This is a genomic window from Acidovorax sp. FG48, assembly GCF_057809085.1.
In genome coordinates, this window is record NZ_JBMDJH010000002.1 from 91,001 (window position 1) to 115,893 (window position 24,893).

Annotated in this window: 22 protein-coding genes; 6 read left to right on the plus strand and 16 right to left on the minus strand. The window is 65.9% G+C overall.

What is annotated here, in order from left to right; translation table 11 throughout:
- Positions 1–16 precede the first annotated feature (16 nt).
- A complete protein-coding gene (locus ACODSU_RS03390; RefSeq protein ID WP_488840088.1) occupies positions 17–3,649 on the plus strand; it encodes an EAL domain-containing protein in 3,633 nt (1,210 codons plus the stop codon).
- A gap of 120 nt (positions 3,650–3,769) precedes the next feature.
- Here ACODSU_RS03390 and mmsB read toward each other — a convergent pair whose 3' ends face one another.
- The 11 genes from mmsB to ACODSU_RS03445 all read right to left on the minus strand — a co-directional run bounded on the left by mmsB (position 3,770) and on the right by ACODSU_RS03445 (position 14,322).
- Positions 3,770–4,672 carry a 3-hydroxyisobutyrate dehydrogenase gene (gene mmsB / locus ACODSU_RS03395; RefSeq protein WP_488840542.1) on the minus strand — a complete coding sequence of 301 codons (903 nt, stop codon included), beginning with the start codon at positions 4,670–4,672 and terminating at the stop codon, positions 3,770–3,772.
- Positions 4,673–4,772: 100 nt separating this feature from the next.
- On the minus strand, positions 4,773–5,174 hold the full coding sequence (locus ACODSU_RS03400; protein WP_488840090.1) for a DUF488 domain-containing protein: 402 nt from the start codon (positions 5,172–5,174) through the stop codon (positions 4,773–4,775).
- Positions 5,175–5,207: 33 nt separating this feature from the next.
- The gene (locus tag ACODSU_RS03405; RefSeq protein ID WP_488840092.1) at positions 5,208–5,720 is read right to left on the minus strand and encodes a TfoX/Sxy family protein; all 513 of its coding nucleotides are present in this window, start codon (positions 5,718–5,720) and stop codon (positions 5,208–5,210) included.
- A 63-nt stretch (positions 5,721–5,783) separates the two neighbouring features.
- Positions 5,784–6,950 (minus strand): acyl-CoA dehydrogenase family protein, encoded by a 1,167-nt coding sequence (locus ACODSU_RS03410; protein WP_488840094.1) that lies wholly within the window; start codon positions 6,948–6,950, stop codon positions 5,784–5,786.
- A gap of 45 nt (positions 6,951–6,995) precedes the next feature.
- Positions 6,996–7,376 (minus strand): lysozyme inhibitor LprI family protein, encoded by a 381-nt coding sequence (locus ACODSU_RS03415; RefSeq protein WP_488840096.1) that lies wholly within the window; start codon positions 7,374–7,376, stop codon positions 6,996–6,998.
- A gap of 189 nt (positions 7,377–7,565) precedes the next feature.
- A complete protein-coding gene (locus ACODSU_RS03420; RefSeq protein WP_291444726.1) occupies positions 7,566–9,089 on the minus strand; it encodes a CoA-acylating methylmalonate-semialdehyde dehydrogenase in 1,524 nt (507 codons plus the stop codon).
- Positions 9,090–9,353: 264 nt separating this feature from the next.
- Positions 9,354–10,409 (minus strand): Bug family tripartite tricarboxylate transporter substrate binding protein, encoded by a 1,056-nt coding sequence (locus ACODSU_RS03425; RefSeq protein ID WP_488840098.1) that lies wholly within the window; start codon positions 10,407–10,409, stop codon positions 9,354–9,356.
- Positions 10,410–10,475: 66 nt separating this feature from the next.
- The gene (gene maiA / locus ACODSU_RS03430; RefSeq protein WP_488840100.1) at positions 10,476–11,114 is read right to left on the minus strand and encodes a maleylacetoacetate isomerase; all 639 of its coding nucleotides are present in this window, start codon (positions 11,112–11,114) and stop codon (positions 10,476–10,478) included.
- A gap of 15 nt (positions 11,115–11,129) precedes the next feature.
- Positions 11,130–11,837: a fumarylacetoacetate hydrolase family protein gene (locus ACODSU_RS03435; RefSeq protein ID WP_488840102.1), complete on the minus strand. Its 708-nt coding sequence runs from the start codon at positions 11,835–11,837 to the stop codon at positions 11,130–11,132.
- An 84-nt stretch (positions 11,838–11,921) separates the two neighbouring features.
- A complete protein-coding gene (locus ACODSU_RS03440) occupies positions 11,922–13,055 on the minus strand; it encodes a cupin domain-containing protein (protein WP_488840104.1) in 1,134 nt (377 codons plus the stop codon).
- Positions 13,056–13,119: 64 nt separating this feature from the next.
- Positions 13,120–14,322, minus strand: a complete 1,203-nt coding sequence (locus ACODSU_RS03445; RefSeq protein WP_488840106.1) for a 3-hydroxybenzoate 6-monooxygenase — start codon at positions 14,320–14,322, stop codon at positions 13,120–13,122.
- 126 nt (positions 14,323–14,448) lie between these two features.
- Between ACODSU_RS03445 and ACODSU_RS03450 the strand changes: the two genes are divergently transcribed.
- On the plus strand, positions 14,449–14,931 hold the full coding sequence (locus ACODSU_RS03450) for a MarR family winged helix-turn-helix transcriptional regulator (RefSeq protein ID WP_110958762.1): 483 nt from the start codon (positions 14,449–14,451) through the stop codon (positions 14,929–14,931).
- A 4-nt stretch (positions 14,932–14,935) separates the two neighbouring features.
- On the plus strand, positions 14,936–15,838 hold the full coding sequence (locus ACODSU_RS03455; RefSeq protein ID WP_056062476.1) for a LysR family transcriptional regulator: 903 nt from the start codon (positions 14,936–14,938) through the stop codon (positions 15,836–15,838).
- Positions 15,839–16,005: 167 nt separating this feature from the next.
- Here the strand turns inward: ACODSU_RS03455 and ACODSU_RS03460 are convergent, their stop codons facing one another.
- From ACODSU_RS03460 to ACODSU_RS03475, 4 genes are all read right to left on the minus strand, one after another.
- Positions 16,006–17,139, minus strand: a complete 1,134-nt coding sequence (locus tag ACODSU_RS03460) for an SEL1-like repeat protein (protein WP_488840108.1) — start codon at positions 17,137–17,139, stop codon at positions 16,006–16,008.
- A 161-nt stretch (positions 17,140–17,300) separates the two neighbouring features.
- The gene (locus tag ACODSU_RS03465) at positions 17,301–19,013 is read right to left on the minus strand and encodes a DUF4384 domain-containing protein (protein WP_488840545.1); all 1,713 of its coding nucleotides are present in this window, start codon (positions 19,011–19,013) and stop codon (positions 17,301–17,303) included.
- Positions 19,014–19,121: 108 nt separating this feature from the next.
- Positions 19,122–19,550, minus strand: coding sequence for a hypothetical protein (locus ACODSU_RS03470; protein ID WP_488840110.1), 429 nt, complete (start codon positions 19,548–19,550; stop codon positions 19,122–19,124).
- Between the two features lie 151 nt (positions 19,551–19,701).
- Positions 19,702–20,175 (minus strand): hypothetical protein, encoded by a 474-nt coding sequence (locus ACODSU_RS03475; RefSeq protein WP_488840112.1) that lies wholly within the window; start codon positions 20,173–20,175, stop codon positions 19,702–19,704.
- A gap of 472 nt (positions 20,176–20,647) precedes the next feature.
- Here ACODSU_RS03475 and ACODSU_RS03480 point away from each other — a divergent pair, with 472 nt between their 5' ends.
- From ACODSU_RS03480 to ACODSU_RS03490, 3 genes are all read left to right on the plus strand, one after another.
- Positions 20,648–21,466, plus strand: coding sequence for a LuxR C-terminal-related transcriptional regulator (locus ACODSU_RS03480; RefSeq protein ID WP_488840114.1), 819 nt, complete (start codon positions 20,648–20,650; stop codon positions 21,464–21,466).
- Positions 21,467–21,581: 115 nt separating this feature from the next.
- Positions 21,582–22,397, plus strand: coding sequence for a sensor histidine kinase (locus ACODSU_RS03485; protein WP_488840116.1), 816 nt, complete (start codon positions 21,582–21,584; stop codon positions 22,395–22,397).
- Between the two features lie 187 nt (positions 22,398–22,584).
- Positions 22,585–23,157, plus strand: a complete 573-nt coding sequence (locus ACODSU_RS03490) for an EF-hand domain-containing protein (RefSeq protein ID WP_488840118.1) — start codon at positions 22,585–22,587, stop codon at positions 23,155–23,157.
- A 33-nt stretch (positions 23,158–23,190) separates the two neighbouring features.
- Here the strand turns inward: ACODSU_RS03490 and ACODSU_RS03495 are convergent, their stop codons facing one another.
- Positions 23,191–24,870: a sensor histidine kinase gene (locus tag ACODSU_RS03495; RefSeq protein WP_488840120.1), complete on the minus strand. Its 1,680-nt coding sequence runs from the start codon at positions 24,868–24,870 to the stop codon at positions 23,191–23,193.
- Positions 24,871–24,893 lie beyond the last annotated feature (23 nt).

Sequence of the window (24,893 nt, forward strand, 5' to 3'; positions counted from 1 at the left end):
CCCCAGCACGTACAGCATGGCAAAGATCCTCGTCGTTGATGACCTCCCCGCCAACCGCGCGTTGGTGGTCACGCTCATCGGGCACAGCGGCCATCAGGCGCTGGAGGCGGCCGATGGCGCCGAGGCGCTGGCCCTGGTCCGTGCCGAGCGGCCGGACCTGGTGATTTCCGACATCCTGATGCCGACCATGGACGGCTTTGAGTTCGTGCGGCAGCTGCGCTCCGATCATGGCCTGGCGGCCACGCAGGTGATCTTTTGCAGCGCGCACTACCAGGAGGAAGAGGCCCTGCGTCTGGCCGAGGCCTGCGGCGTGACCCAGGTGCTGTTCAAGCCCTGCGAGCCGCAAGACATTCTGGCTGCCATCGAACAGGCGCTCACGCAGATCCGCCACCAGCCCTCGGTGGCGCTGGAGCACAGCTTTCAGACCCGCCACCTGCAGCTGATGACGGACAAGCTCACCGGCAACGTGGCCGAGCTGGCAGCCATGAACCGGCGCCTGTCCGCACTGACCGACCTGAACCTGCAGCTGGCCTCAGAGCGGGACCCGCAGGTCCTGCTGGCCAATGTGTGCCGTGGCGCCCGCGAGCTGGTGGGCGCGCAGTACGCCGTGCTGTGCGTGGTGCGCAAGTACAGCGACGGCGCCATCACCTGCACCAGCGGCATGAACCCGGCCCTGCAGAACGGGCCTGTTGATCTGCCCGTGGTGTCGCACGGGCTGCTGGGCCAGCTGCGGGCGGAACGCCGGCCGCACCGCCTTGTTAATGCAGGGGGTGACCCCGTGGCGCTGGGCTTGCCCGCCGGATATCCCCCGGTGCACACGGCGGTGATTGCGCCCATCGTGTCGCTGTCGTTCTCCTACGGCTGGCTGTGCCTGGCCAACAAACAGGGGGCGGACGCCTTCAGCGCCGACGACGAAAAAGTCCTGGCCATCCTGGGTGCGCAGGTGGGCCGTATTTACGAAAACGGCAGCCTGTACCAGGAGATCCAGCAGCACGCCGAGCAACTGCAGGTGCAGGTGCAAGAGCGCCAGCGGGCTGTGGATGCCCTGCGCGCCAACAAGGCCAGCCTGCGCAGGGCCCAGGCGCTGGCCAAGATATCCCACGTCATCAGCGGGCCTGACGGCGCCTTTGAGAGCTGGCTGGACACCTTGCCCGACATGCTGGGGCTGGACGAGAGCGCCATGCCCCGCTCGGCCCGCGACTGGCTGGTGCTGGTGCACCCCGATGACCGCGACATGTTCCGCCGCCACGCGCTGCAGGCGGCGCACCAGGGCGCACGCATGGACTTCACCTACCGCGTGGTGCGTGGCGATGGCCAGCCGCTGTACCTGCGCCAGGTGATGGAGCCCCTGGAGGACGAAGCGGGCCGGGGCGAGCTGGGTCGCTGGTTCAACACCATCCAGGACATCACCAAGGAAAAGCGCGCAGAAGAAGAACTGCACGAAAGCGACCGCCGCTTCAACGACATGCTCGACAAGGTCGAGATGATCTCGCTGATGCTGGACTGTGAAGGCCGCATCACCTACTGCAACGACTACCTGCTGCGGCTCACGGGCTGGCAGCGCGACGAGGTGTTTGGCCGCAACTGGTTCGACCTGTTCGTGCCGCCCGAGATGGGCGATGTGCGCAGCGTCTTTGCCGACGTGCTGGCCGACCGGCCGTCGGCCTGGCACTACGACAACGAGATTCGGACTCGCTCGGGCGAGCGGCGCCTGGTGCACTGGAACAACACGGTGCTGCGCTCCGTGGGCGGGCAGGTGACGGGGGTGGCGGCCCTGGGTGAGGACATCACGGCACGCCGCGACGCCGAGCGGCGCATCAAGCGGCTGAACCGGGTGTATGCCGTGCTCAGCGGCATCAACACCCTGATCGTGCGTGTGCGCCAGCGCGACGAGCTGTTCCGCGAGGCCTGCCGCATTGCGGTGGAGCACGGCCAGTTCAAGATCGCCTGGATCGGTCGCGTGGACCACGCCTTGCAAGAGGTGGTGCCGGTGGCACTTGCAGGGGCCGGGGCGGAATTCCTCATGCATGTGCGGCGCCGGTTGTGGCTGAGCGAAACCCCGAGAGAGGGCGAAAGCCTGAGCGCCAGCGTGGTGCGCACCCGGCAGTCCGTGGTGTGTGAGGACATTCAGAACGACCCGCGCATCCTCGTCCCCCAGGAGCTGGCCGCGCGCGGCGTAGCATCGATGGCCGTGTTGCCCTTGCTGGTGGCGCACGAGGTGGTGGGCGTGATTGCCCTGTTTGCCGACGAAGCCGGGTTCTTTGACGATGACGAGATGCACCTGCTGACCGAGCTGGCGGGCGACATCGGCTTTGCCATGGACCACCTCGACAAGGAAGAGCGGCTGAACTACCTGGCGTACTACGACGACATCACCGGTCTGCCCAACCGCACCCTGTTCCTGGAGCGCAGCGGCCAGCACCTGCGGCCACGCGAAGGCGCCAAGACGCTGCTCGGCATGGGGCTCATGGACATCAGCCGGTTTCGGTTCGTCAACGACACGCTGAGGCGCCAAGAGGGCGACGAACTGCTCAAGCAGGTGGCGCAAAGGCTGCAGCAGGCGGCGGGCGACGCGTACGACGTGGCTCGCATTGGCGTCAACAGCTTTGGCATCGCCGTGACTGACGCGCGGGATGCGGGCGCGGTGGCGCTGGCACTGGATGGCCTGATGCGCGCCTGTTTTGATGCGCCCTTTGTGCTGGGCGGCACCGAGCTACGCATGGCCGCCAAAGCCGGTGTCGCGCTGTACCCCATGGATGGTGCCGATGCAGAAACCCTGCTGCGCAACGCCGAGGCAGCCCTCAACAAGGCCAAAGCCTCGGCCGACAGCCTGTTGTTCTACACCTCGGAGATGAACACCCGCGTGGCCGAAGCCCTGAGCCTGGAGGGGCGCCTGCGCGATGCGCTGGAGCAGGGCCAGTTTGTGCTGCACTACCAGCCCAAGCAGCACCTGGCCTCGGGCGCCGTCGCCGGGGCCGAGGCCCTGATCCGCTGGAACGACCCCCGCCGGGGGCTGGTGCCGCCCGCGCAGTTCATCCCCATTCTGGAAGAAACCGGCCTGATCTACGACGTGGGCCGCTGGGCGCTGCGCCAGGCCCTGGCCGACAACCTGCGCTGGCGCCAGGCAGGGCTGGCGCCCCTGCGGGTGGCCGTCAATGTGTCGTTCCTGCAGCTGCGGCACCGGGGCTTCATTGCCGAGGTGCGCGACGCCGTGGCCCACGACGCCAATGCGGCCGCCGGGCTGGAGCTGGAGATCACCGAAAGCATGGTCATGGACGACGTGCAGCACAGCACCGCCAGCCTGCATGCACTGCGCGAGATGGGCATCACCATCGCCATCGACGACTTCGGCACAGGGTTCTCATCCCTGAGTTACCTCGCCAAACTGCCGGTGGACACGCTCAAGATCGACCGGTCCTTCATCCTCAACATGGCCTCGGGCCCGCAGGGCGTGGCGCTGGTCTCCACCATCATCAACCTGGGGCATTCGCTGGGCCTGAAGGTGGTCGCCGAAGGGGTGGAGACCGAGGACCAGTCCCGCCATCTGGCACTGCTGGGCTGCGACGAGATCCAGGGGTACCTGTTGAGCAAGCCGGTGCCTGCCGAGGTGTTTGAGGCGCAGTTTCTCCAGACCCTGGTGGCGAAATAGCGGGCAAAAAAATGCCGACCTGCAGGTCGGCATGGTGGGTGCGGCGTGAGGCCCCCGGTGGACGAAGGGGGCGCAAAGATCAGCAGCGCCCCCAGTCCTTGGTCCTCAGCGTATTGGCTTTCAGCCCTTTTGCACCATCTTGATGATGCTGGAGAAATCCAGCGCGCCGTGGCCTGCCAGGCTGTGCGCCGCATACAGATTGCGAGCCATGCCCCCCAGCGGCGTGGCGGCCTTCACCGCCATCGCGTTCTCCTGCGCCAGCCCCAGGTCCTTGAGCATCAGGTCCGTGCCAAAACCGCCTGCATAGCCTTTGCTGGCGGGCGCGGTTTCCATCACGCCGGGGAAGGGGTTGTACTTCTCCAGTGCCCAGTTGCCGCCCGAGCTGCGGCGCATGATTTCGCTGAGCACCTTGGGGTCCAGGCCGTTGGCTACGCCCAGGGCAATGGCTTCGCTGGTGCCAGCCATCAGGATGCCCAGCAGCATGTTGTTGCAGATCTTGGCCGTCTGGCCTGCGCCCACGCTGCCTGCGTGGAAGATGTTGGCGCCCATTTTTTCGAGCACGGGGCGGGCGCGTTCCAGGTCGGCCGCATCGCCGCCCACCATGAAGGTGAGGGTGCCTGCAATGGCGCCGCCGGTGCCGCCCGACACGGGGGCGTCGATAAAAGCCACGCCCTTGGCCTTGGCGGCCTCGGCCACCTTGCGGGAGGTGGCGGCTGCGATGGTGGAGCAGTCGATGATCAGCGTGCCGGCAGGCAGCTGGGCCAGCAGGTCGCCCGCGCCGAGGAACAGGCCTTCCACATGCTGGCTGGCGGGCAGCATGCTTATGACGACTTCGGCACCCGCCACGGCGGCTTTGGCATCCGCGGCGATGGGCACGCCGTCTGCGGCCAGCTTGTCGCGGGCGGGTTGCGAGAGGTCGAACGCGCGCACTTCGTTGCCTGCCTTGTGCAGGTTGTGTGCCATGGGGCCGCCCATGTTGCCGAGGCCGATAAATGCGATTTTCATGCTGTGTTGCTCCTGGATGTCGTTGTGATGGTGAAAGAAAAAGGGGGCGGGTTTGATATGAATTTGATAGCTACCAGCGCATATTTATCTGGCGCTTGAGCCCAAAAAGCATCTGAAATCAATCGGTGATGTCCGCTCCGCGGCCCGCCAGCTCGGCGCGGAGCACCGACCGGTGGCAGCGGGCCTCGTCCTCGCAGTAGCAGCCCAGCGACATTGCGCTGTGGTGCGACAGCGCGGCCAGCAAATCGAGCGTGCGGCTGGCCTCGGGTTGGGCCAGTTCTTTGCGGAACTGCTTGGCGAAAGCCTCCCAAGCCTTGTCGCCTTCTGTGCCAGTAGGCACCTGCTGGCCCTGGGCCATGAGGTCGGCGCTGGGGGAGAGCAGGGGGTACCACACGTCGTAGTAGTCGCGGCTGGCGAACTCGGCCTTGGGCACGCCGCGCGGTGGGCGGCGCACGGTGCCAATGCGGGTGCCTTCCCCAGCGGCGCGCGGGGTGCCAAGGCGGACGATGCGAAGGGGCATGGTGGGGCTCCGGGTGGAGGGTGGAGGGGCGAGTCAGTCGTCGGCTTCGAAGATGCTGTGCTTCTTGGCCGCGGGCTTTTTGGCTAGGGGCTTGGCGGCCTTGGTGGTCGCGCTTGTCGCGCTTTTCGCGCGCGTGCCTGCTGCTGCGGCCTTCTTGGCAGTAGCTGGCCGGGCTTTGGCGGCATCCCTTTTTTTCTTGGGCGGTGACGCCTTGGCGTGCGGGTTGTAGGCCAGTGCTTCGTCGATCCAGAAGCTCCATTGCGCCCGGGTGGAAAAGCCGTTGGGCTCCACCCAGAAGTAGCCCTTCATCCCGCCGCCGGGTGACAGCTCGCGCGTGTTCTGCATCTCCTGCAGCTCGCCGTGCCGTTCCGGCTGCAAACGCACCAGCAGCTCCTCGCCCTTGACGGCGATGCACATCTTGCCGTCCACAAAGAAGGCGTGCGTTCCAAAAAGGGCACGCTCCTCCACATCGCTGCGGTGGGCGAGCGCCGTGCGCACGGCGTCGATCAGGTGCAGGGTTTCGTCAGACAGCGGGCGGGCGGGCATGGTGTGAGCAAAAAATGCCGATAGCGATAGTGCAATATGCCTGAGTAGCTCTGAATGTTGTAGCTACCGGATGGCCTCGGTGGCATCCCCATCCAGCATGCGCCGCGCAATGATGACCCGCATGATTTCGTTGGTGCCTTCCAGAATCTGGTGCACACGTGCGTCGCGCAGCAGGCGCTCCAGCGGGTATTCGCGGATGTAGCCGTAGCCGCCGTGCAGTTGCAGGGCCTCGTTGACCACGGTAAAGCCTGCGTCGGTGGCAAAACGCTTGGCCATGGCGCAGTAGGTGGATGCGTCGCGCGCATCGGCGTCCAGCTTGCTGGCGGCCAGCCGCACCATCTGGCGCGCCGCGACCAGTTCCGTTGCCATGTCGGCCAGCTTGAACTGCAAGGCCTGGAAGCTCGCGATGGGTTTGCCAAACTGTTTGCGGTCTTGCATGTACTGCTGCGCGGCGTTGAGCGCGCCTTGGGCTGCGCCCACCGAGCAGGTGGCGATGTTGATGCGGCCGCCGTCCAGGCCCTTCATGGCGATCTTGAAGCCTTCGCCCTCGCGGCCCAGCAGGTGGTCGGCAGGGATGCGCACGTTGTCAAAGCTGATGGTGCGCGTGGGCTGGCTGTTCCAGCCCATCTTCTGTTCCTTTTTGCCGTAGCTGATGCCGGGCGTATCGGCGGGCACGGCAAAGGCGCTGATGCCGCCCGCGCCCGATTGCGCATCGCCGGTGCGGGCCATGAGCACCAGCACATCGGTGCTGCCTGCGCCGCTGATGAAGGCCTTGGCGCCGTTGATGATGTATTCGTTGCCGACCAGCTCGGCCCGGGTCTTGAGCGAGGCGGCGTCGGAGCCCGCGCCGGGTTCGGTCAGGCAGTAGCTGGCGAGCTTTTCACCCGTGGTGAGCAGCGGGCCCCAGTGGTCGCGCACGGCGGGTGTGGCCCAGGTGCCCAGCATCCAGGTGGCCATGTTGTGGATGGTGATGAAGGCGGTGGTGCTGGGGTCCACGGCCGCCATTTCTTCAAAGACCAGGGTGGCGTCCAGGCGGGGCAAGGCGAGGCCACCGGCGGCTTCGGGTGCGTACAGGCCACAAAAGCCCAGCTCGCCCGCCTTGGCGATGGCTTCTTTGGGGAAGATGCCTTCTTCGTCCCAATGCGCGGCGTGGGGTGCGAACTCAGCTTGTGCAAAGTCGCGGGCCGTCTGGGCAAAGGCGCGTTGTTCTTCGGTGAGTTCAAAGTCCATGGTGTTCTGTCTCGTCGTCGGTTCTTGTTGTTCTGGGGGTCTTGCTCAGGGCTTGGCGGACGGGTGGTCCAGCGTCAGCCAGCGCATCAGGCCTTTGCGGCGCGCCTGGGTCTCGGCCGTGAGGCACTCGTGGTACAGGCGCGGCCACTGGGGTTGCGATTCGCTGCTGCGCTGGGCCTGCTTGCAGCGCGTGGTGCGCTCGCGCTGCCAAGCCGTGTGCTCCTGCCGCAGCTGGGGCCTCTCGTGGGCCGACAGCGCGCGCATCACGTCGCCGTAGAGGATGGCGATCTCGGTGTCTGCTGCCTGGAAGGCTTGCACGGCGCAGGCGTTGGTTTCTTCCACGGTACCACCGGGGTTGCAGGCCGCACCGGCCTGCGCGTGGGCATTGGCACCCACCAGCATCGCGCACGCAGCACCGAAGACCATGGACCATCTCCGCATCGTTGTTAGATCAATTTGCATGCCCCGCTTTTACCACCGCGCGCAGTCGTTGAAACCGGCGGGGCCCAGGTCAGTGCCACCGTGCAAGGGCCGCCCCGCCGCACGGGTGGCGTCCCCCTTCCGCATCGCGCAGCGATGCAGAGAAAGGGGGAAGCGGCACAGCCGCTCAGGGGGTTACTTCAGACTAATCGTCGTGTTCACACCATGCGAGATGGTGCTGTCGTCAAACCAGCGTGCCGTCACGGTCTTGGTCTGCGTGTAGAACAGCACAACCTGCTTGCCGTAGGGGCCCAGGTCGCCCAGCTTGGAAGCGCGCGAGCCCGAGAACGAGAACAGCGGCACTGGCACAGGGATTGGCACGTTGATGCCGACCTGGCCCACATCGATCTCTTCCTGGAACTTGCGCGCCGCCGCACCCGACTGGGTGAAGATGGCGGTGCCGTTGCCGTTGGGGTTGCTGTTGATGAACTCGATGGCTTCGTCAATGTCGGCAGCGGCCGACAGGCACAGCACAGGGCCAAAGATTTCCTGGTCGTAGATGGCCATGCCGGGTTTGACGCCGCTGAACACCGTGGGACCCACAAAGTTGCCCTTTTCGTAGCCGGCCACCTGGGGCTTGCGGCCGTCCAGTTCCAGCTTGGCGCCGTCGGCAATGCCACGCTCGATCAGGCCTTCCACACGCGACAGCGCGGCACACGACACGACCGGGCCCACGTCGGTGCCCTTTTCCACACCAGCGCTGACCTTGAGCGTCTTGGCCTTCTCGACCAGCTCGGGAATCCACTTTTGCGCTTCGCCCACCAGCACCACCACCGACAACGCCATGCAGCGCTGGCCTGCTGCGCCGAAGGCGGCACCGGCCAGGGCGTTCAGGGTTTGTTCCTTGTTGGCATCGGGCATCACGATGGCGTGGTTCTTGGCGCCCATCATGCATTGCACGCGCTTGCCGTTCAGGCTGGCGCGGTTGTAGACGTGCGTGCCCACCTTGGTGGAGCCCACAAAGCTGATGGCCTTGATGTCCTTGTGGTCGCAGATGGCGTTCACGGCCATCTCGCCGCCGTGCACCACGTTCAGCACGCCAGGGGGGATGCCGGCTTGCAGCGCCAGTTCGCACAGGCGCATGGTCACCATGGGGTCTTGCTCGGAGGGCTTGAGCACGAAGGTGTTGCCCGTGGCAATGGCCATGGGGAACATCCACAGCGGGATCATGGCCGGGAAGTTGAAGGGGGTGATGCCTGCGCACACGCCCAGGGGCTGCAGCAGGGTGTAGGTGTCCACGCCACCGGCCACGTTGTTGGCCAGCTCGCCCAGTTGCAGGTTGCCGATGCTGGCGGCGTGTTCGACCACTTCGAGGCCACGGAACACGTCGCCTTCGGCGTCCGGCAGGGTCTTGCCCTGTTCAGCCGTCAGGATGGCAGCCAGTTCGGCCATGTTTTCGCGGATGAGCTGCTGGTACTTGAGGAAGATGCGGGCGCGGGTGCCGATGGGGGTCTTCTTCCAGGTCTTGAACGCTTCCTTGGCCGAGGCCACGGCGGCATTGATTTCGTCCTGCGTGGCAAAGGGCACGCGGGCCAGCACCTCTTGCGTGGCCGGGTTCACCACGTCGCGCCATTCGGTGGTCTTGGATTCGACGAACTGGCCGCCGATCAACAGCTTGACGGTGGGGGCCAGCACGGCCTGGGAAGTGGGTGCGTTCATGGGGTGTGTCTCCTGGAAAAAAGTGCGTGCAGGGGTGCGGCAAGGTGCCTCGAACTGCGCCATGTTAGCTGTGCGAAATTGCTGGTGCAATAGAGAAAATTGCACTTTGTTTTTGCATATTTGCACATCATCAGCATGCTTGTGCGGCCCCCATGGCACAGCGCCCGCCTGGGGCCTTGTCCCCGCGTCCGTATGTGCGGTGCAAGGCCCCAGGCGGGCGCGAGGGTCATTCGGCAGGTTGTGCAGACGCAGGGCCCCTGGCGGTCACTCCAGGCTGATGTTGGCTTTCTGGATCAGCAGCTTGTACTGCTCGGACTTGACCCCGGCCTGGCGCTGGATTTCTTCGACCGACCACGACAGGGGCTCGAACGCAAAGGTGTTGAATTTCTCGCGCACTTCGGGCTCTTGCAGCACTCTCAGCACATCGGCGTGGATCTGGGCGCGCACCGGTGCAGGAACGCCTTTGACGGCCAGCAGGGACACGAACGAGTTCACATCCACCTGCGCGGGGCCACCGGCCTCGGCCAGGGTGGGCACGTCGGGCAGTTGCGCAATGCGGCGTGGGCCCGCCACGGCCAGGTAGCGGATCTTGCCGGCCTTGTAGATGCCCTGGCTGGAGGGAATGCTGGCCAGGCTCCAGGCCGGGTCGCCATTGGCAACCGAGGTGAACAGTTGGCTGACCTCGCGGAACGGCACATGGGTCATTTGTGTGCCGTCCACCAGGTCCAGCCACTCACCGCCCAGGTGGCCGGGGCTGCCCACGCCCCACGAGCCGTAGCTCACCGCGCCCTGGCCCTTCTTGGCAGCCGCAATCAGGTCGCCCATGTTCTTCCAGGGGGACTGCGTGGGCACCGCAACCAGGAACGGTGTGCGGAACAGCGGCGCCACCGGGTCGAAGACCTGTAACGTCTGGAAGTTGCGTTGCTTGTAGAGGTGGGGCAGGGCGGACAGGTGTTCGCTGTCCAGCTGCAGCAGGGTGTGTCCGTCGGGGGCGCCGCGGCGCGCGGCTTCGATGGCGATGAAGCCGCCGCCGCCGGGGCGGTTGTCCACCGTCACGCTTTGCTTCCAAGCCACCGACAGCTTGTTGGCCACCAGGCGCAGCACCGCATCGGGGCCGCTGCCGACGGCGAAGGCGGTGACCACGGTGACCGGCTTGTTGGGAAAGGCGGGCGCGCTGCCCTGGGCCCAGGCCAGGCCGGTGGCGCTGGCGCCGCCCAGCAGCAGTGCTGCGGTGGTGAGCGCACGGCGGCGCAGGCCGCGCTGCGGGGCCAGGGTGGCATGGTGGTGGGGCGCCGAAGTGGCGGATGGGAAGGCGGGCATGGTTTGTCTCCTGGTTGTAGTGATGAATGCGGGTGTGACGGTGGTGGCTGCGGTGTCGTGGCAGCGTCAGGCGTCTGGCTGGGCCGCAGGGGCGGCGCTGGCAAAGGCAGGCAGCTCGGCGCAGGCGGCGTCCACCGCGCGGATGAGCGGCCAGGCGGCCATGTCCACGCCAAAGCGGCGGGCGCTTTCGACCTGCGGAATCAGGTACACATCGGCCAGGCTGGGCGTGCCGCCAAAGCAGTAGCTGCCGCGCGTGGTGTCCTTGGCCAGCAGCGCTTCGATGGCGTCAAACCCGGCGGTGATCCAGGTGGCGCACCAGGCGTTGATGGCAGCTTCGTCCGCGCCAAACTGCTTGCGCAAGGTCTGCAGGATGCGGCGGTTGTTGATGGGGTGCACATCGCAGCCCACGATGGCAGCCAGTGCGCGCACCTGGGCGCGGGCCAGTGGGTCGGCAGGCAGCAGTGGGGGCGTGGGATAGCGCTCTTCCAGCCATTCAATGATGGCGGGTGACTGGATCAGCACCTGGCCGTTGTCAATCTCCAGCGCAGGCACCAGGCCCTGCGGGTTGATGGCCTTGAACGGTGCTTCGGCCTGCTCGTCCACGCGCAGGTCCACCGGCACGTAGTCGGGCGTGAGGCCCTTGAGGTGGAGCGCGATGCGCAGGCGGTGCGAGGTGCCGCTGCGGAAAAAGCTGTAGAGCTTCATGGGGCGGTCCTCGTTTTATGCGGGCTGGCCCACGGTCAGCGCGATCTCGCTCACTCCCTCCACGCGGCCGGTGATGTGGTCGCCGGGCACCACGGCGCCCACACCTTCGGGCGTGCCGGTGTAGATGAGGTCGCCGGGCTGCAGGTGGTAGAACAGGGAGAGGTCGGCAATGATCTCGCGGATGTTCCAGATCAGCTTGTCCACGTTGGACTGCTGCTTGACCGCGCCGTTGACCGACAGCTCGATCACTCCGAACTCGATCACCTGGCCCGGCATGGGCACCACCTCGCTCGCCACGGAGGATTGCTCCACGTCTTTGCCCAGGTCCCAGGGGCGGCCTTTGTCGCGCGCCACCAGTTGCAGGTCGCGGCGGGTCATATCCAGGCCGCAGGCGTAGCCGTAGATGTACTCATGCGCCTGCTCGGCTGGGATGCGGAACCCGGCCTTGCCAATCGCCACGACCAGTTCCATCTCGAAGTGGTAGTTCTGCGTCTCGGGCGGGTAGACCACGGTGGCGCCAGATTCGGTCAGCGTCTGGGGGGCCTTGGTGAAGTAGAAGGGGCGCTCCACGCTCTTGTCCACGGGGCGGCCCATTTCGACGGCATGCGCGTGGTAGTTGCGGCCCACAAAGAACAGGCGGTGGATGGGCAGGCGCTGCGCGCTGCCGCGCACTGGCAGCGATTGAACAGGCGGTGGGGTCCAGAGGTAAGAGGTAGCAGTCATCGGGGCTTCTGGTCAAAGAGGAGTGCAGGGCCGACCCGCGAGGGCGGGCAGACGCTGCAAGGAACGAATGGGACGGGGTTGTGGTTACGCGGGCTCTACCTGCTCGCGCCAGGCATGCACGGCCTCAAAAATCGGTGTGTCGCTGAAGCGGAACAGATCCAGCGAGGGCTGGCTGGCATCGCACTGGGCCGTGAAGGGTTGCCAGGACGGCACCACAAACATGTCCCCACGGCGCACCTGCCACTGGTGGTCTCCCACCTTCACGGTGCCCTGGCCGTCAAACACCTGGAACACGGACGAACCCACCTCGCGGCGCGTGCGGGTGGTGGCGCCGCTGCGCACGCGGTGCATCTCGCAGCGGATGGTGGGCAGCACGTCGCGGCCATTGGTGGGGTTGGTGTAGCGCACGGCAGCGTGGCCGGGGCTCAGCGTGGCGGGGTGGCCCTCGGCTTCCAGCGCCAGTTGTTCGTTGAGGGCCTTGTCGGTGTCCACCCAGCGGTAGGCCAGCATGGGGGTGACGGGCTGGTCCTGCAGTTGCGACACCGGGCGCAGGCCCGGATGCGCCCACAGTCGTTCGGAGCGTGAGAGCATGGGCGTGATCCGCTCTGCCGGGCTGATGGCGTCGCGCCCCACCTCGAAGAACTGGGACTCGGTGAAGTAGGCGAACGGAATGTCCAGCCCGTCGATCCAGGCCATGGGCTTGTCGGCCGCGTTGTGGTGGGCGTGCCAGTTCCACCCGCCCTGGGGCAGGAAGTCGCCGCGCGACATGCGCACCGAGTCGCCGTTGACCACGGTCCACACACCTTCGCCCTCCACGATGAAGCGGAACGCGTGCTGTGTGTGGCGGTGTTCGGGCGCGTCCTCGCCTGGCATCAGGTACTGGATGGCCGCCCACAGCGTGGGTGTGGCAAATGGTCTGCCGCCCAGGGATGGGTTGGCCAGGGCGATGGCCCGGCGCTCGCCCCCGCGCCCCACGGGCACGATGCGGCCGGCTTCATCGGCCAGCGGCACCAGCCGGTCCCACCGCCACAGGTGGGCGCTGGCCTTGCTCTGCGGATGCGGGGGCATCAGGTCGCCGATCTGCGTCCACAGCGGCACCAGCATTTCCTGCTCAAAGCCGCGGTACAGCTGTTCCAGCGCGGGGGTGGGCTCGGGCTGGCCATGGGCCGCCACGGCGGTCAGGCGAACGGGGGACAGTACGGGATCCATCGCGCTCATGGGAATTCCTTGGGTTGAATGTGGGGGAGGGGGGAAGATCGATGGGGCAGGGCGCACGGCTGGCTCAGTCGGCCAGGCAGTTGTCGACCTTCCAGGCATACAGCCACTCCATCGCGTCGTAAAAACGCTCGGGGCTGCGGCCTTTCCAGAGGTCGTTGCGCACCAGGCGCTCCACGCCCTGGGCGTGGAAGATGCGGCCCATTTCGCGTGCCGACAGCACCACGCGTGCCGTGCGGGCGATGCGGGAGCGCTCGTACAGCGACAGTGCCTGGGGGAAGTCTTGGTGGCAGCGCTTGAGGGCCTCGCCCAGCGTCACCGCGTCTTCCAGCGCCATGCAGGCGCCCTGGGCCAGGTACTGCAGGGTGGGGTGGGCGGCATCGCCCAGCAAGGTGGCGCGGCCAAAGGTCCACTGGCCGATGGGCTCGCGGTCGGCGGTGGCCCAGCGTTTCCAGCTCTTGGGCATGTCGATCAGTTGGTGGGCGCGTGGGCAGCAGTCGCGGTAGTAGCTCTGCACCTCTTCGCGGCTGCCCTCGCGCACGCCCCATTCCTCTTGTTCGCGGCTGTGGAAGGTCACGACCACGTTGTACTGCTCGCCGCCACGCAGCGGGTAGTGCACCAGGTGGTAGTTGGGGCCGACCCAGATGCTGGCAGCGTTCCAGCGCAGGTCTTCGGGGAAGTCGTTCTTCTCCACCACGGCGCGGTACACCACATGGCCCGACACGCGGGCGGCGTCACCCACGTATTGCTGCCGCACGACGGACTTCACGCCATCCGCACCAATCAGGGCCTGGCCCTGGTGTGCCACGCCGTGCTGGTCGTATACGGTGACGGTGTCGCCGGCTTGCTCCACGCGCTCGATGCGCGTGCCGGTCAGTGTCTCGATGTTGCCGTGCGCTTTGGCCCCTTCCAGCAACGAGGTGTGGATGTCCGCGCGGTGGATCACGGCGTACGGGTTGCCAAAGCGCTGGCGAAAAGCCTCGCCCGTGGGGATGCGGCCGACCAGGCGTTCGTCCAGCGCGTCATGCATCACCATTTCGTCGGTGTAGACCGCGCGGGTCCGCGCCAGCTCGCCAATGCCCAGGGCGTCAAACGCGGCAAAGGCGTTGGGGCCCAGCTGGATGCCCGCTCCGATCTCGCCGAGCTGCGGAGCCTGCTCCAGCACCTTGACCGCATAGCCCTGGCGCGCCAGGGCCAGGGCTGCTGCCACGCCACCGATGCCTCCGCCAGCGACCAGGACGGGTGCTGTGGGAGTGTTCAAAACTGTCATTGCCGCTGTCTCCATCCGTTGTGCCACTGACGTGGATCAATAAGCCGTGTACACATCAAAAGTATACTGATGATTAGTGTAGGGCCTAAAATGACCCGCATCAAGATCGGTAGAAACCCTAGATTCATGTCCGTAGAGATCGACAACCTCCCTGGTTTCCATATCCGCCGCCTGCAGCAGATTGCGGTGGCCGTGTTTCTGGAGGAGACGCAGGCCACGGGCATCACCCCTGTGCAATACGCTGCGCTGTATGCCGTGGGGCGCGAGCCGGGCATCGACCAGCGCACGCTGGCGCGCACCATTGGTTTTGACACCTCCACCATTGGCAGCGTGATCGACCGGCTGGAGTCGCGCGGGCTGATGCAGCGCAATGCCCACCCCGAAGACCGCCGCGTGCGTCTGCTGACCCTCACGCCCGAAGGCCAGCGTGTGCTGGAAGAGGTGGAGCCCGGCATGCTGCGCGCGCAGGAGCGCATGCTCGAACCCCTCGCGCCCGAACAGCGCGCGGTGTTCATGGACATGCTGCGCACGCTGGTGCGGGGCAACAACGCGCTCAGCCGTGCGCCCAGCGAGCCGCTGGACGGACGCGCTGCACGGCGGGCCCGGTGACGCCATGGACTGGGACAACCTGCGCTACTTTCTGGAACTGGCCCGCGCTGGCACGTTGGTGGGGGCCGCGCGCCGCCTGGCCGTGGACCACACCACGGTGGCGCGCCGCCTGCAGGCGCTCGAAAAGCAGGTGGGCTCCGCCCTGTTTGCACGCGAGGCCGGCGGCCACCGGCTGACCGAGGCCGGGCGCGCGCTGCTGCCCCAGGTCGAGGCCATGGAAGCCGCCTTTCTGGCGGTGGAAAACGCCGCCCCCGGCGTGCGCCAAGGCCTGCACGGCCTGGTGCGCATCGGCACCACCGAGGGCTTCGGCAACCTGATCCTGGCGCCCCAGCTGGCCCGGTTTGCGCTGGACCACCCCGGCCTGGTGGTGGACCTGCTGGCGCTGCCCCGCCTGGTGCACCTGTCGCGCCGCGAGGCGGACATCGTCATCTCGCTGGAGCGCCCGGCGCGTGGCGCGGTGGTGGTCGTGAAGCTGACCGACTACGTGCTGCAACTGTATGGAGCGCGCAGCTACCTGCAGCGCCATGCCCCCATCCACACTCCAGACGACCTGCGGGGCCACACCTTTATCAGCTACGTGGACGACCTGCTGTTCAGCAAGGAGCTGCAAATCCTGGACGAGCTGCACCGCCCCGCGCATTTCGCGCTGCGCAGCACGAGCATCCTGGCCCAGTACGAAGCCGCCCGGGTGGGGGCGGGGCTGGCCGTGCTGCCCGCCTTTGTGGCAGCGCAAGACCCGTCCCTGGTGCCCGTGCTGCCCGGGGTGGCACGGTTTCAGCGCACCTTCTGGATGTCCATGCCCGGTGACAATAAACATGTAGCCCGCATGCAGGCTACGTGGGCGTTTTTGCGGGAGGCGGTGGCGGCTCAGCAGGGGTTGCTGTTGCCTGCGGTGATTGCTACTTAATTGATAGCTGATAAGTCAATTTCGAATAGCACTACAAGCCCGTTGGATTCCATTTCCTGATTTTTGGGGCGCTACCTGTGCGGCTGGAGTCCATGGCCCAGGACAGGTTTCGAGGGCGCTCGTGTCGGGGCGGGTATTGGGTGTTTGTCCCCAGCTTTTGGGCCAACCTAACGGCGCAACACTTGCCCCGGCGTCCGCCACTGCAGCGGTACCAGGTCATACAGCGGGCTTGGCTCGCGCTGCCAGCCGCTGGTGGGTGCTGCGGTGGTCGTGCCGGTGGGCGAGCCGTTGGTGCCGATGTGAAGACCGGCGAGCTGCTGCATCCACGCGACGTCGATGGCGCCGCCTTGCAAGGGTCTGGAGAAGATCAGCTCCAGCATCTTGCGGCCCTGTGGGTCGCCGCTGCTGGCTGCTACCTGGTACAGGCGCACGGCCTCGGTGTAGTTGGCAGGTACGCCGTCGCCGCGGTGGTAGCGCTGGGCCTCCGCGTACCAATCTGCAGCGCTGTAGCGGGCTGATCGGGTGCGGGCGTTGGGACCGCTCTGGATGCGGCGGGCCAGAAGGCGGGCGTTGGCGGCGGCGGCCTCGGATTTTGCAGACGCTGATTGAAACTGGACCATCGCCTGTTCGAGATCGCCGCTGGCGATGAATTCCAGCCCCAGTTCGTTGCCGGCCTGCGCGTTGCCGGCCCGCACAGCTTGCGTCAACAGTTTTTGGAGCGATGGGCTGGTCGTCGCTGGGGCCGCTGAGCCGGGATATCGGTCAGGTGAGGACAGACGGGGCTCGGCCAATGGAGCCAATGCCTTGGCCGCATGCCATTCGAGGTATTTGGCAAGCCCCGGATCGGCACGGCCCACCAGCGCAATCCAGTGCATGGCGGTTGAAGGATTGGGTGCTGCCACACACCCGCTGAGCTGGCACCACGCAAGGCCCGCAGGAGCCAGGGGGTGGCTGAGCATTTGCGCACGTTCAAACCAGTGCTGAGCCTGCGCCGGGTCAGCGGGCATGGCCAGGCCATGCAACGCCAGCAATCCCAACAGCCACGCCGCATCGGCAGGCGTCAGGTCGCCCGTTGATCGCGTTGTAGGGGCAGGGGGGGCGCGCGGCTTGCGCGTCGGCACCCCATCGCGTTGCGCGGTGCTGCGAAGTTTTTGCAACATCTTCTCCTGTATGGGGTCGTCAGACCCGGGCACTTGGGGGGATGCGGCGTTTAGGTTGGAACGATCGATGTCGGTGATTTCTGCGGGCGTGGGAAGCGCCTGCACCGATCCCTGCGCAGGAGCAGCAGTCACCAACGCCATCACCAGGCACGCTGCACCCGAGGCTTGCGCAACAGCGCCGTGGACTGCGCGCCATATTCCTTGCGGTGAGTGTGCCCCACCAAGGGTGGAGTGCGTGCGCGCCGTAGTCGCCGGGGCGGTGGTCATGGCGTTTGCCTGCGCGGTGCTTTACCGACGGTGTTTCACTTGCGCTGGGCGGGTTGCGTCGGCGCGGCGGCTGCAGCGGGCAGGGCCCGGCGTGGAATGACTTGCCAGTACACGGCATTGCCGGTGTAGCCATCGGTACCCCAGGCGGTGGCGAAGGCTTCGTTCAAGCGCTCCAGCGCCCGGTAGTTCGGGATGGGCTTGAGCGGCGGTCCGCGCAGCGCCTCGGGCAAACGGGGCGTGCTGTCCTCGTCGGTGGCAAAGCAGGCCACACCCTCGGTGCCGGGGCTGGCGGCGTCCATGATGAAGCCGGGGTTGGGGCTCATCCAGTCGGGGATGCGTATGGCCTGGTTGGCAGACACCCAGCCGGTGGTGTTGGCCTGGTTGGGCAGCAGGCGGATGACTGTGCCGGTGGCATCGGCCAGAAAACACTGCAGGTAGGAGGCGCGCGACACGGTGGCCGACAGGAAGACCTGTTCACCCACCTCGAATGCGGTGCGCTCCAGCAACACGTTCTCGATCTGCAGATCGATGCTGCGCGCAGGAGGTGGGTCTCCGTACTTGGCAGCCCCAGGATTGGTGCTCACCACCTGCACTGCAGCATCTGGTGTGGCAGGACTGGCGGCGATCTGCGGCACAGGCTCTGCGTGTGTGCTGGCCCAGCCAATGCGGGCCAGGGTGCCGTCTGCGGACAGCCCGACAAAGTGGCGCAGCGCCCGTTCGTAGGTCGCAAAGTCCACCACGCCCGTCACCACCATGCCGTTGTCTGCTTGAAAGCGCGCCAGGGCCTTGCGTAGCGCCGGGTCGTTGTCCGGCAGGGGTTGCGCGACGGGGGCGAGGTAGCCCCGGCTGACCAGCGAGCGTGTGATGAGCTGGGTGCGCACGGCGGGCGAGCCTTCGTCAAACCAGTCCCGCAGCTGCCGCTGAAAGTCCGGGTGGTTTTGCTCCAGCGTCAGGCATTGCCAGTAAGGCACCCGGGCCCATTTGCCAATGAGTTCGATGGTGGCTAGGTCCACCAGTGTGCGCACTGCACTGCCAGAACCCTGGGTGTAGTCACGCCCCACGTTGAACTGAACGCCATAAGAGCCGATGCGCCCGGCCAGGTCCACGCCCTGGCCGCCGTTGCCAATGATGACTTCGTTGGCGGAGTCCAATCCGGGAATCAGAGTGCGGGTGCGAAAGTCGCCGAGGTGCATCTCCAGGCCGATGATGGTGGCGTTGCGGCTCTGGCTGTAGCCCATGTCGATGCGGGGGCCGGAGAGTCCGGTGTCGAACCGGTTGTTGATCACGTTCTGGTCCACGAACGAGATGGCGCCCGACAGGTACAGCGCGGGCCGCTGCAGTTGCATCTGGTTGTTGTTGAGCAGGATGGTGGTGAGGTTCTGCACCGTGTCCTGGCGCGCGATGTCCACCTCGTAGTCCACAAAGCGGAAGGCATTGCTCAGGCGCGACATCTGGGACAGGGCCGTGATCACCATGTCCTTGGTGGCCACGGTGACGCGGGTGGAGTAGTCGGGAATCTGCTTGCTCGTGATCAGTGTGGTGGGCAGCTGTGCATCGCGCAGCATATGGTCCATGCACATCAGCGAGTCGGAGAAGCTGGAGATGGAGCGTGTGGGGCGCACCACGGGGCGGTCGGTGATGGAAGCCAGGCTCTGAAAGGCCTGGTCCTTGCGCGGGTCCCTGGGGGTGGCACAGCCAGCCAGTCCCAGCCCGACGACTAGCCAAAGCGCTCCATGGATCGCGCGCATCACAGGGTGCGGGGAGCGTGGGCGCTGGGGGCGAGAGCATGCAGGCATGGCGGGGCTCGGCGGGGTGGGCGGCATGTTCTCTCTCCTGGCGGCCGGGCGCATGGCCTGTTATTTGCAGATATTGACGAGATCGCCGCGCAGCACCACCACCTGCGGCGCCTGGTTGGGACCGTACTTGGCCGATCCCGTGGTGTTGGCAGACACGGTGTTGCTGCCCACCTCCTGGACGCAGGTCTTTTGCATGCCCTGTGCGTTGGCGGTGGTGACCACGTCGTTGTTGGTCAGCACGCCGGTGGTGTCGTCTGAGAAAGCCTTGGCTTCGTAGCGGGCGATGCGGGCGCGTAGCCACGATGGCATGGTGTTGCTGCCGTCCAGTCCCGTCGAGGCTGCCACTGGCCCTGTGGGCTGCATCTGGACCGAGAGCTTCTTGGTCAGGATGACCGGGTCTTCTCCGGGGGCCTGCGACCACGCGGGGCCTGGCATCAGGCCGCAGACCGTGAGCAAAGCTGCGCATGGCGCCAGAAAACGTGTGTTCATGGAACACCTCCTATGGTGAGAATGAGGGGCCCACCCGCGCTGCTGTTTGCAGCCTTGCCGGTGTGCCCCTGGCACGAACTCATCCGGGCACCGATGTGCTGCCGGAATCAGACCCTCGCAGGTCTATTCACCAGCCGAGCTGGTGCCGATCTCAGTAGGGCCAGCCGGCGGGCTTGGTGGGCTGGCAGGTGAAGCAGGCGTTGTTGGAGGCGATGTTTTGCACCGCCTTGCTGTTGCTGCCGCTGGAGAGGTTGTTGACCGACGAGTTGATCATCGAGGTGAATTGGCTGGAGTTGCCAATGATGGTGACTTCGCCCACGTTGGATGACAGGTTCTGGCTGGCGTAGGCTTCGTTGCCGCTGGCGGTGTTGGTCACATTGCCGCCAGAGCCCGTTACCGTCTGGGTCGATGAGCCACTGATGGTGACGTTGCCGGTGTTGGAGGCAAGGTTCTGGAAGGCTTCGCTCTTCGCGCCCGTCGAGTTGTTGTTGACGGACACCGACGTCAGGGATACCGACTGCGTGGAATTGCCGGTGATGGTGATGTCCGGAGTGGAAGGGACTGGACCGGTGGCCATGGCGGCGGAGGCGATGACGCTGAGCGTGATGAAAGCAAGGGTTTTCATGACAGATCCTTCAAAGATGACTTCTACACTGGCTGCAACCGCAGCGAACCTGCGGTGCAGAGGGGGTTGGACGGCGCTTTCGGGCCTGGCTTTTTGAGAACCGGTGGCCGTTAGGCGCTGTCGGAGTTCAGTGTGCGAGCCGATGCGATTTGTGCGAATACGCTGGGCGGGCTACCTCATATAGCGGAGCGGTTCAACCCTCGGACCCGCGCAAAGCCTTTGCCAGCGCGGCTTGGCCGCCCGCACTACATGAGATCGTCCGAAGAAAGTTAGGTAGTAACCAATTGCTACTTGGGCAACATTGCCAAATAAATTTGGACCCTGTAACTTATTTGGCGCACTGTGCGCTGCCGTACAGAGGGACATGAGAGGGTTGGAGAACATGCATGTGAACGCAAGAGTTGCGTGTAGATGCGTCAACCGAAAGACCCAGTCCATCTGGACTTACTACCACGTCCCTAGGAGTTCACCCATGAGCAGCAGTTGGCAGGTCGATACACCATCGCAAACGTTGACGTCTTCAGCGTTGCTTCCATCGCAAAGTGCGCGCGACCTTGCATCGCTTCCGTCGGGCCAGTTTGAAACGTATTCCAATCCGCCATCGGTCTGGCCCGCCTTCCTCACCGGGCAGGAGGCCAACCCGGTGCGGGTCTTGCTGGTGGACGACGATCCGCACATCCGCCTGGTGATTGCACAGGAGTTGATGGCCGATGCCCGCACGTTGCTGGTGGCGCAGGCGGGCAGTGTCCGCGAGGGGCGCAAGGCCATCAAGAATCACGATTTTGATGTGCTCTTGGTGGACCTGAACCTGGGCGACGGTGACGCCTTTGACCTGTTGCACTACGTGAAGCCTGTACGCCCATCGGCCCAGACGGTCGTGATCTCGGTCATGGAAAACGACGAGCAGGTCCTGCGGGCCTTCGAACTCGGGGCCACGGGGTATGTGGGCAAGAACTCGTGGTTCGGCAACTATTCGCAAGCCGTGTTGCAGGTGGCCAATGGTGGCGCCTCTATCACCCCCAACCTGGCGCGGCGGTTGCTGCAGCGGTTTGACCGCACCCACTCGGCCGAAAACAAGCGACGGCAGCCCGATGAGGCAGATCGGCTGTCCACACGGGAAAAGGAAATCTTGCGCATGGTGGCCAGCGGCTACACCAGCGTCGAGGTGGGGGCGCGCCTGCTCATCAGCAGCATGACGGTCAACACCCACTTGCGCAACATCTACCGCAAGTTGCAGGTGCGCACCCGTGCCCAGGCGGTGCGCTTCGCCTCGCTGCGGGGGCTCTTTTGACGGAGTGACGCAGGTGGCTGCCGCGTGTGTGGGTTGTGCTGTCACCAGGTGTGCTCGCGGTTGCCCACACCACCCAGAAAGCCAGGATTGAGCGGTGTTTCGCACACGTCCCCCGTTGTTCGCCATCGCTTGCATGTGCATGTGGCTGCTGCAATGGGCGCTCCTTGCGATGGCGTTTTGTGGCTATGACGAGGAGAGGCCGTCGGATCGGCAATGGTGGGAGCTGGCCGCCCTGGTGATCTCGATGGGCCTGGGGGCCCTGCTGCTGGTGCAACTGCCGCGGGCCCTGCAGTGGCGCCCCCGGCTGCGGCTGCGCGCCAGTGCCGAGGTGACGGCAGAGCGGCGGCGCATTGCGCAGGACTTGCATGACAACCTGGGCGCACAGCTGGTTTTTGCCATGGCGCTGCTGGAGACCGAGCCGCCCGCAGTGCGTGAACTCCGTTCGCTGCTCGACAAGTGCATGCTGGACCTGCGACTCGTGGTGGACTCCATGGATGCGGCGGACGAGCCATTTGCTGACCGCCTGGCCCGGCTCCGGCACCGCATCCAGCCCGTGCTCGATCGACGTTGCATTCGCATGGTGTGGGATGTGCAAATTCCGCCGTTGTCCAGTTTTCCGTATGCCGACAGTGCCATGCACCTGGTTGCCATTGTTCAGGAGGCCTTGAGCAACGTGTTGCAGCATTCGGGCGCCACCGAGGTCATGGTGGGTGTGCGTTACCGTGCGGGTGCCGAGTCCTGGTGTGCCGAGGTCACCGACAACGGGCGCGGCATGCTGCTTCACGCCGGCGAAGGCAGCCCACTGGGAGGCCATGGGGTGGCAGGCATGAACCACCGCGCGCAGATGGCGGGCGGTGACTTGCTGGTGCTGCAGCGTCCGGGTGGGGGCACCTGCATTCGGGTGGTGATGCCGGGCAGAGGGAGTGCCTAGGATCGCGTGCGACTGCCGGGCGCGCAGCCTCCAGCCCGCTGTCCATTCGCAAAACTGGCGTGAAAACTGTTGGCTTATTCGCCCACCGTACGGGCTGCTGCCCGCTACCCTTGGTGCATCTGGGCGATGCGGTGACTTGCGGACAGGTCAAAGGTACCGGGCTGTCGCCACACAGGAGTTCATGGCGATGTCCCCTCTCATTTCCGGCCTCGCATCGGTGGCGTCGATGATTTTCAATGCGGCCTCCAGTGGCGCGGGCAAGGCGTCCGCGCGGCGTGGGGGTGAGGCGGCGGCGCCCGAGCCCTCGGCCGTGGTCACCCTCAGCCCCGAGGCGCAGACGCTGGCGGGAATGGCCGGGCAGGGCGCTCTGGCGACCCAGGGCCAGCCTTCTGGCGCGGGGATGACTGTGGGACGTTCGTCCGGTCAGACCACTGCGGCACTGCCCGGTGGCCGCGCAGCAGGTGCGGTGTCCAAGGACGATTTCCAGGCGCTGCTGACGCGCTTTGGCGCCACCGAAGACCAGAAGCAGCAGATCACCGCAGGCTTTGACGCCGACAAGGACGGCGTCATCACCCACGATGAATTCCTCAAGGGGCTTGCCCGCACCAAGGGCCAGCAGGCAACTACCGACCCCTTTGCGCAGGCCGTGCTGCAGGTGATGGACCGTGCAGGCAACGCCGATGGCACCGTGGGCAAGGACGAGTTTGCTGCCCTGTCGTCAGCGTTTGGCCTGGCCGAGCGGCGCACGCACACTGCTTGACCTGACCCTCTGCACTGCAGGGTTCCAGCTCGCTCAGGTCACTTTGGGCAGCGGCAGCAACACCCAGAAGCTGCTGCCCTTGCCCGGCTCGCTCTCCACACCCAGGCTGCCGCCCATGCCCTCGACTAGGCGTTTGCACAGCGCCAACCCCAACCCGGCGCCCTCGAAGCTGCGGGTGGTCGATCCGTCCACCTGCTCGAACAGGGTGAAGATGCGATGCTGGTCGCCCGCCGCAATCCCGATGCCCTCGTCGGTGACGCGCAGACGCCACACGGTGGAGTCCGGCGTGTCTTGCTCGGTGTGCAGGGCCAGGCGAATAGCGCCTGAGGGGCTGAACTTCACGGCGTTGTCCAGCAGGCTGACCAGCACTTGCTGGATGCGCTCGGCATCGCCCACGTGGCGGGCCGTGCTGCCCTCGCCGTCGATGGTCATGAACATTTGCAGCCCCTTTTGGCGCGCCTGCGGCTCCAGCAGCTGCAAGGCATCGGCCGCCAGCTCCGGCAGCGACAGGGGCGCGAACTGAAACGCCACCTGGCGTGTTTCCAGCGCGGCCAGGTCGATCAGGTCGTTGAGCATGCGCGTGAGTCCTGTGGCCGCGTCCATCACGTTGTTCAGGATGGGCTTCAGGCGTTCGTCCTGCGTGCGATTGCGCACCAGCTCGGTCATGCCCAGGATCAGGGTCATGGGCGTACGCAACTCGTGCCCGATGTTCGCCAGAAAGACCCGCTTGGTGTTGAGCGCGGCCTCGGCCGCCTCCTTGGCGACGGACAGCGCCGCCGTTCGCTCCTTGACCCGGGCCTCCAGGTGCTCGCGCTCGGCCTGCAATGCCTGCTCCAGCTCCCGCCGGGCGGTCACGTCGCGCCCGATGCTGTGGTAACCGGCGGGCTTGCCCGAGGCGTCGCGGTACAGGCGGCTGGACATCTCGAACCAGCGCACACTGCCATTGGCACAGCGCATGGGCAGCGTCAGCAGTTGCTGCCGCTCGCGCACAGCCTGTCTCAGTGCTTCGGCACCCTCGGGCGTCAGGGCTTTGAAGATGGACCTTCCGATGACGTCGCGGGCAGGCACGCCGCGCGCCCGTTCGTCGGCGGGGCTTACATACGCCACCGTCATGTCGGGGTTGATCCGCCAGATGACTTCTGCGGCGCCTTCGGTCAGCAAGGTGTACTGCTGGTCCCGCTCGGACAGGTGCTGGTACAGGCGCAGCGCCTCACTGACGAACAGGTAAAAACACAGGCTGCTCAGCGACAGGGCTAGCGTGAAGATGATGAGCGCGTGCAGCGAATACGGCGCGCTTTGCATGCCGTTGCTGCCCAGCACGATGGCCAAGGTCGCGGCGGTGTAGCCCACACCCGCCGCGCGCCCCAGCAGCAGGTAGGCCGCACCCACCCCGATCAGGAACCACACGGCGCGCAGCTCGTGCCCCAGGGGCTGCCACAGGGCGTAGGTAAAAAGTGCCATCCCGATCAGGGTCTGGATGAGTGCCACTGGAACATAGACCTGGGGCCAGCGGCGCAGGGCCCACCACAGCGCTGCCATGAATGCGGTACCAGCGCCCAGGGTGAAGCTCCACGACCCGGGGGTGGCGACCAGCCCGGCCGCACCCGCTGCCAGCAACAGCAGCTCAAAAGCCACATTGGCCAGCAGGATGCCCCGCAGCAGGCGGATTTGAAACTGCCGCATGTTGCCAATGGCGGAGGGGGAAAAGGGCATGGTGGGGGTGGTACGGCTATTCT

Excerpts from the sequence above, each read along its gene's own strand:
- ACODSU_RS03390 (WP_488840088.1), top strand. The coding sequence starts at position 17 with ATGGCAAAGATCCTCGTCGTTGATGACCTCCCCGCCAACCGCGCGTTG.
- ACODSU_RS03400 (WP_488840090.1), bottom strand. The coding sequence starts at position 5,174 with ATGCCCCTTCGCATCGTCCGCCTTGGCACCCCGCGCGCCGCTGGGGAA.
- ACODSU_RS03405 (WP_488840092.1), bottom strand. The coding sequence starts at position 5,720 with ATGCCCGCCCGCCCGCTGTCTGACGAAACCCTGCACCTGATCGACGCC.
- ACODSU_RS03410 (WP_488840094.1), bottom strand. The coding sequence starts at position 6,950 with ATGGACTTTGAACTCACCGAAGAACAACGCGCCTTTGCCCAGACGGCC.
- ACODSU_RS03415 (WP_488840096.1), bottom strand. The coding sequence starts at position 7,376 with ATGGTCTTCGGTGCTGCGTGCGCGATGCTGGTGGGTGCCAATGCCCAC.
- ACODSU_RS03420 (WP_291444726.1), bottom strand. The coding sequence starts at position 9,089 with ATGAACGCACCCACTTCCCAGGCCGTGCTGGCCCCCACCGTCAAGCTG.
- ACODSU_RS03425 (WP_488840098.1), bottom strand. The coding sequence starts at position 10,409 with ATGCCCGCCTTCCCATCCGCCACTTCGGCGCCCCACCACCATGCCACC.
- maiA (WP_488840100.1), bottom strand. The coding sequence starts at position 11,114 with ATGAAGCTCTACAGCTTTTTCCGCAGCGGCACCTCGCACCGCCTGCGC.
- ACODSU_RS03435 (WP_488840102.1), bottom strand. The coding sequence starts at position 11,837 with ATGACTGCTACCTCTTACCTCTGGACCCCACCGCCTGTTCAATCGCTG.
- ACODSU_RS03440 (WP_488840104.1), bottom strand. The coding sequence starts at position 13,055 with ATGAGCGCGATGGATCCCGTACTGTCCCCCGTTCGCCTGACCGCCGTG.
- ACODSU_RS03445 (WP_488840106.1), bottom strand. The coding sequence starts at position 14,322 with ATGACAGTTTTGAACACTCCCACAGCACCCGTCCTGGTCGCTGGCGGA.
- ACODSU_RS03450 (WP_110958762.1), top strand. The coding sequence starts at position 14,449 with ATGTCCGTAGAGATCGACAACCTCCCTGGTTTCCATATCCGCCGCCTG.
- ACODSU_RS03455 (WP_056062476.1), top strand. The coding sequence starts at position 14,936 with ATGGACTGGGACAACCTGCGCTACTTTCTGGAACTGGCCCGCGCTGGC.
- ACODSU_RS03460 (WP_488840108.1), bottom strand. The coding sequence starts at position 17,139 with ATGGCGTTGGTGACTGCTGCTCCTGCGCAGGGATCGGTGCAGGCGCTT.
- ACODSU_RS03465 (WP_488840545.1), bottom strand. The coding sequence starts at position 19,013 with ATGCGCGCGATCCATGGAGCGCTTTGGCTAGTCGTCGGGCTGGGACTG.
- ACODSU_RS03470 (WP_488840110.1), bottom strand. The coding sequence starts at position 19,550 with ATGAACACACGTTTTCTGGCGCCATGCGCAGCTTTGCTCACGGTCTGC.
- ACODSU_RS03475 (WP_488840112.1), bottom strand. The coding sequence starts at position 20,175 with ATGAAAACCCTTGCTTTCATCACGCTCAGCGTCATCGCCTCCGCCGCC.
- ACODSU_RS03480 (WP_488840114.1), top strand. The coding sequence starts at position 20,648 with ATGAGCAGCAGTTGGCAGGTCGATACACCATCGCAAACGTTGACGTCT.
- ACODSU_RS03490 (WP_488840118.1), top strand. The coding sequence starts at position 22,585 with ATGTCCCCTCTCATTTCCGGCCTCGCATCGGTGGCGTCGATGATTTTC.
- ACODSU_RS03495 (WP_488840120.1), bottom strand. The coding sequence starts at position 24,870 with ATGCCCTTTTCCCCCTCCGCCATTGGCAACATGCGGCAGTTTCAAATC.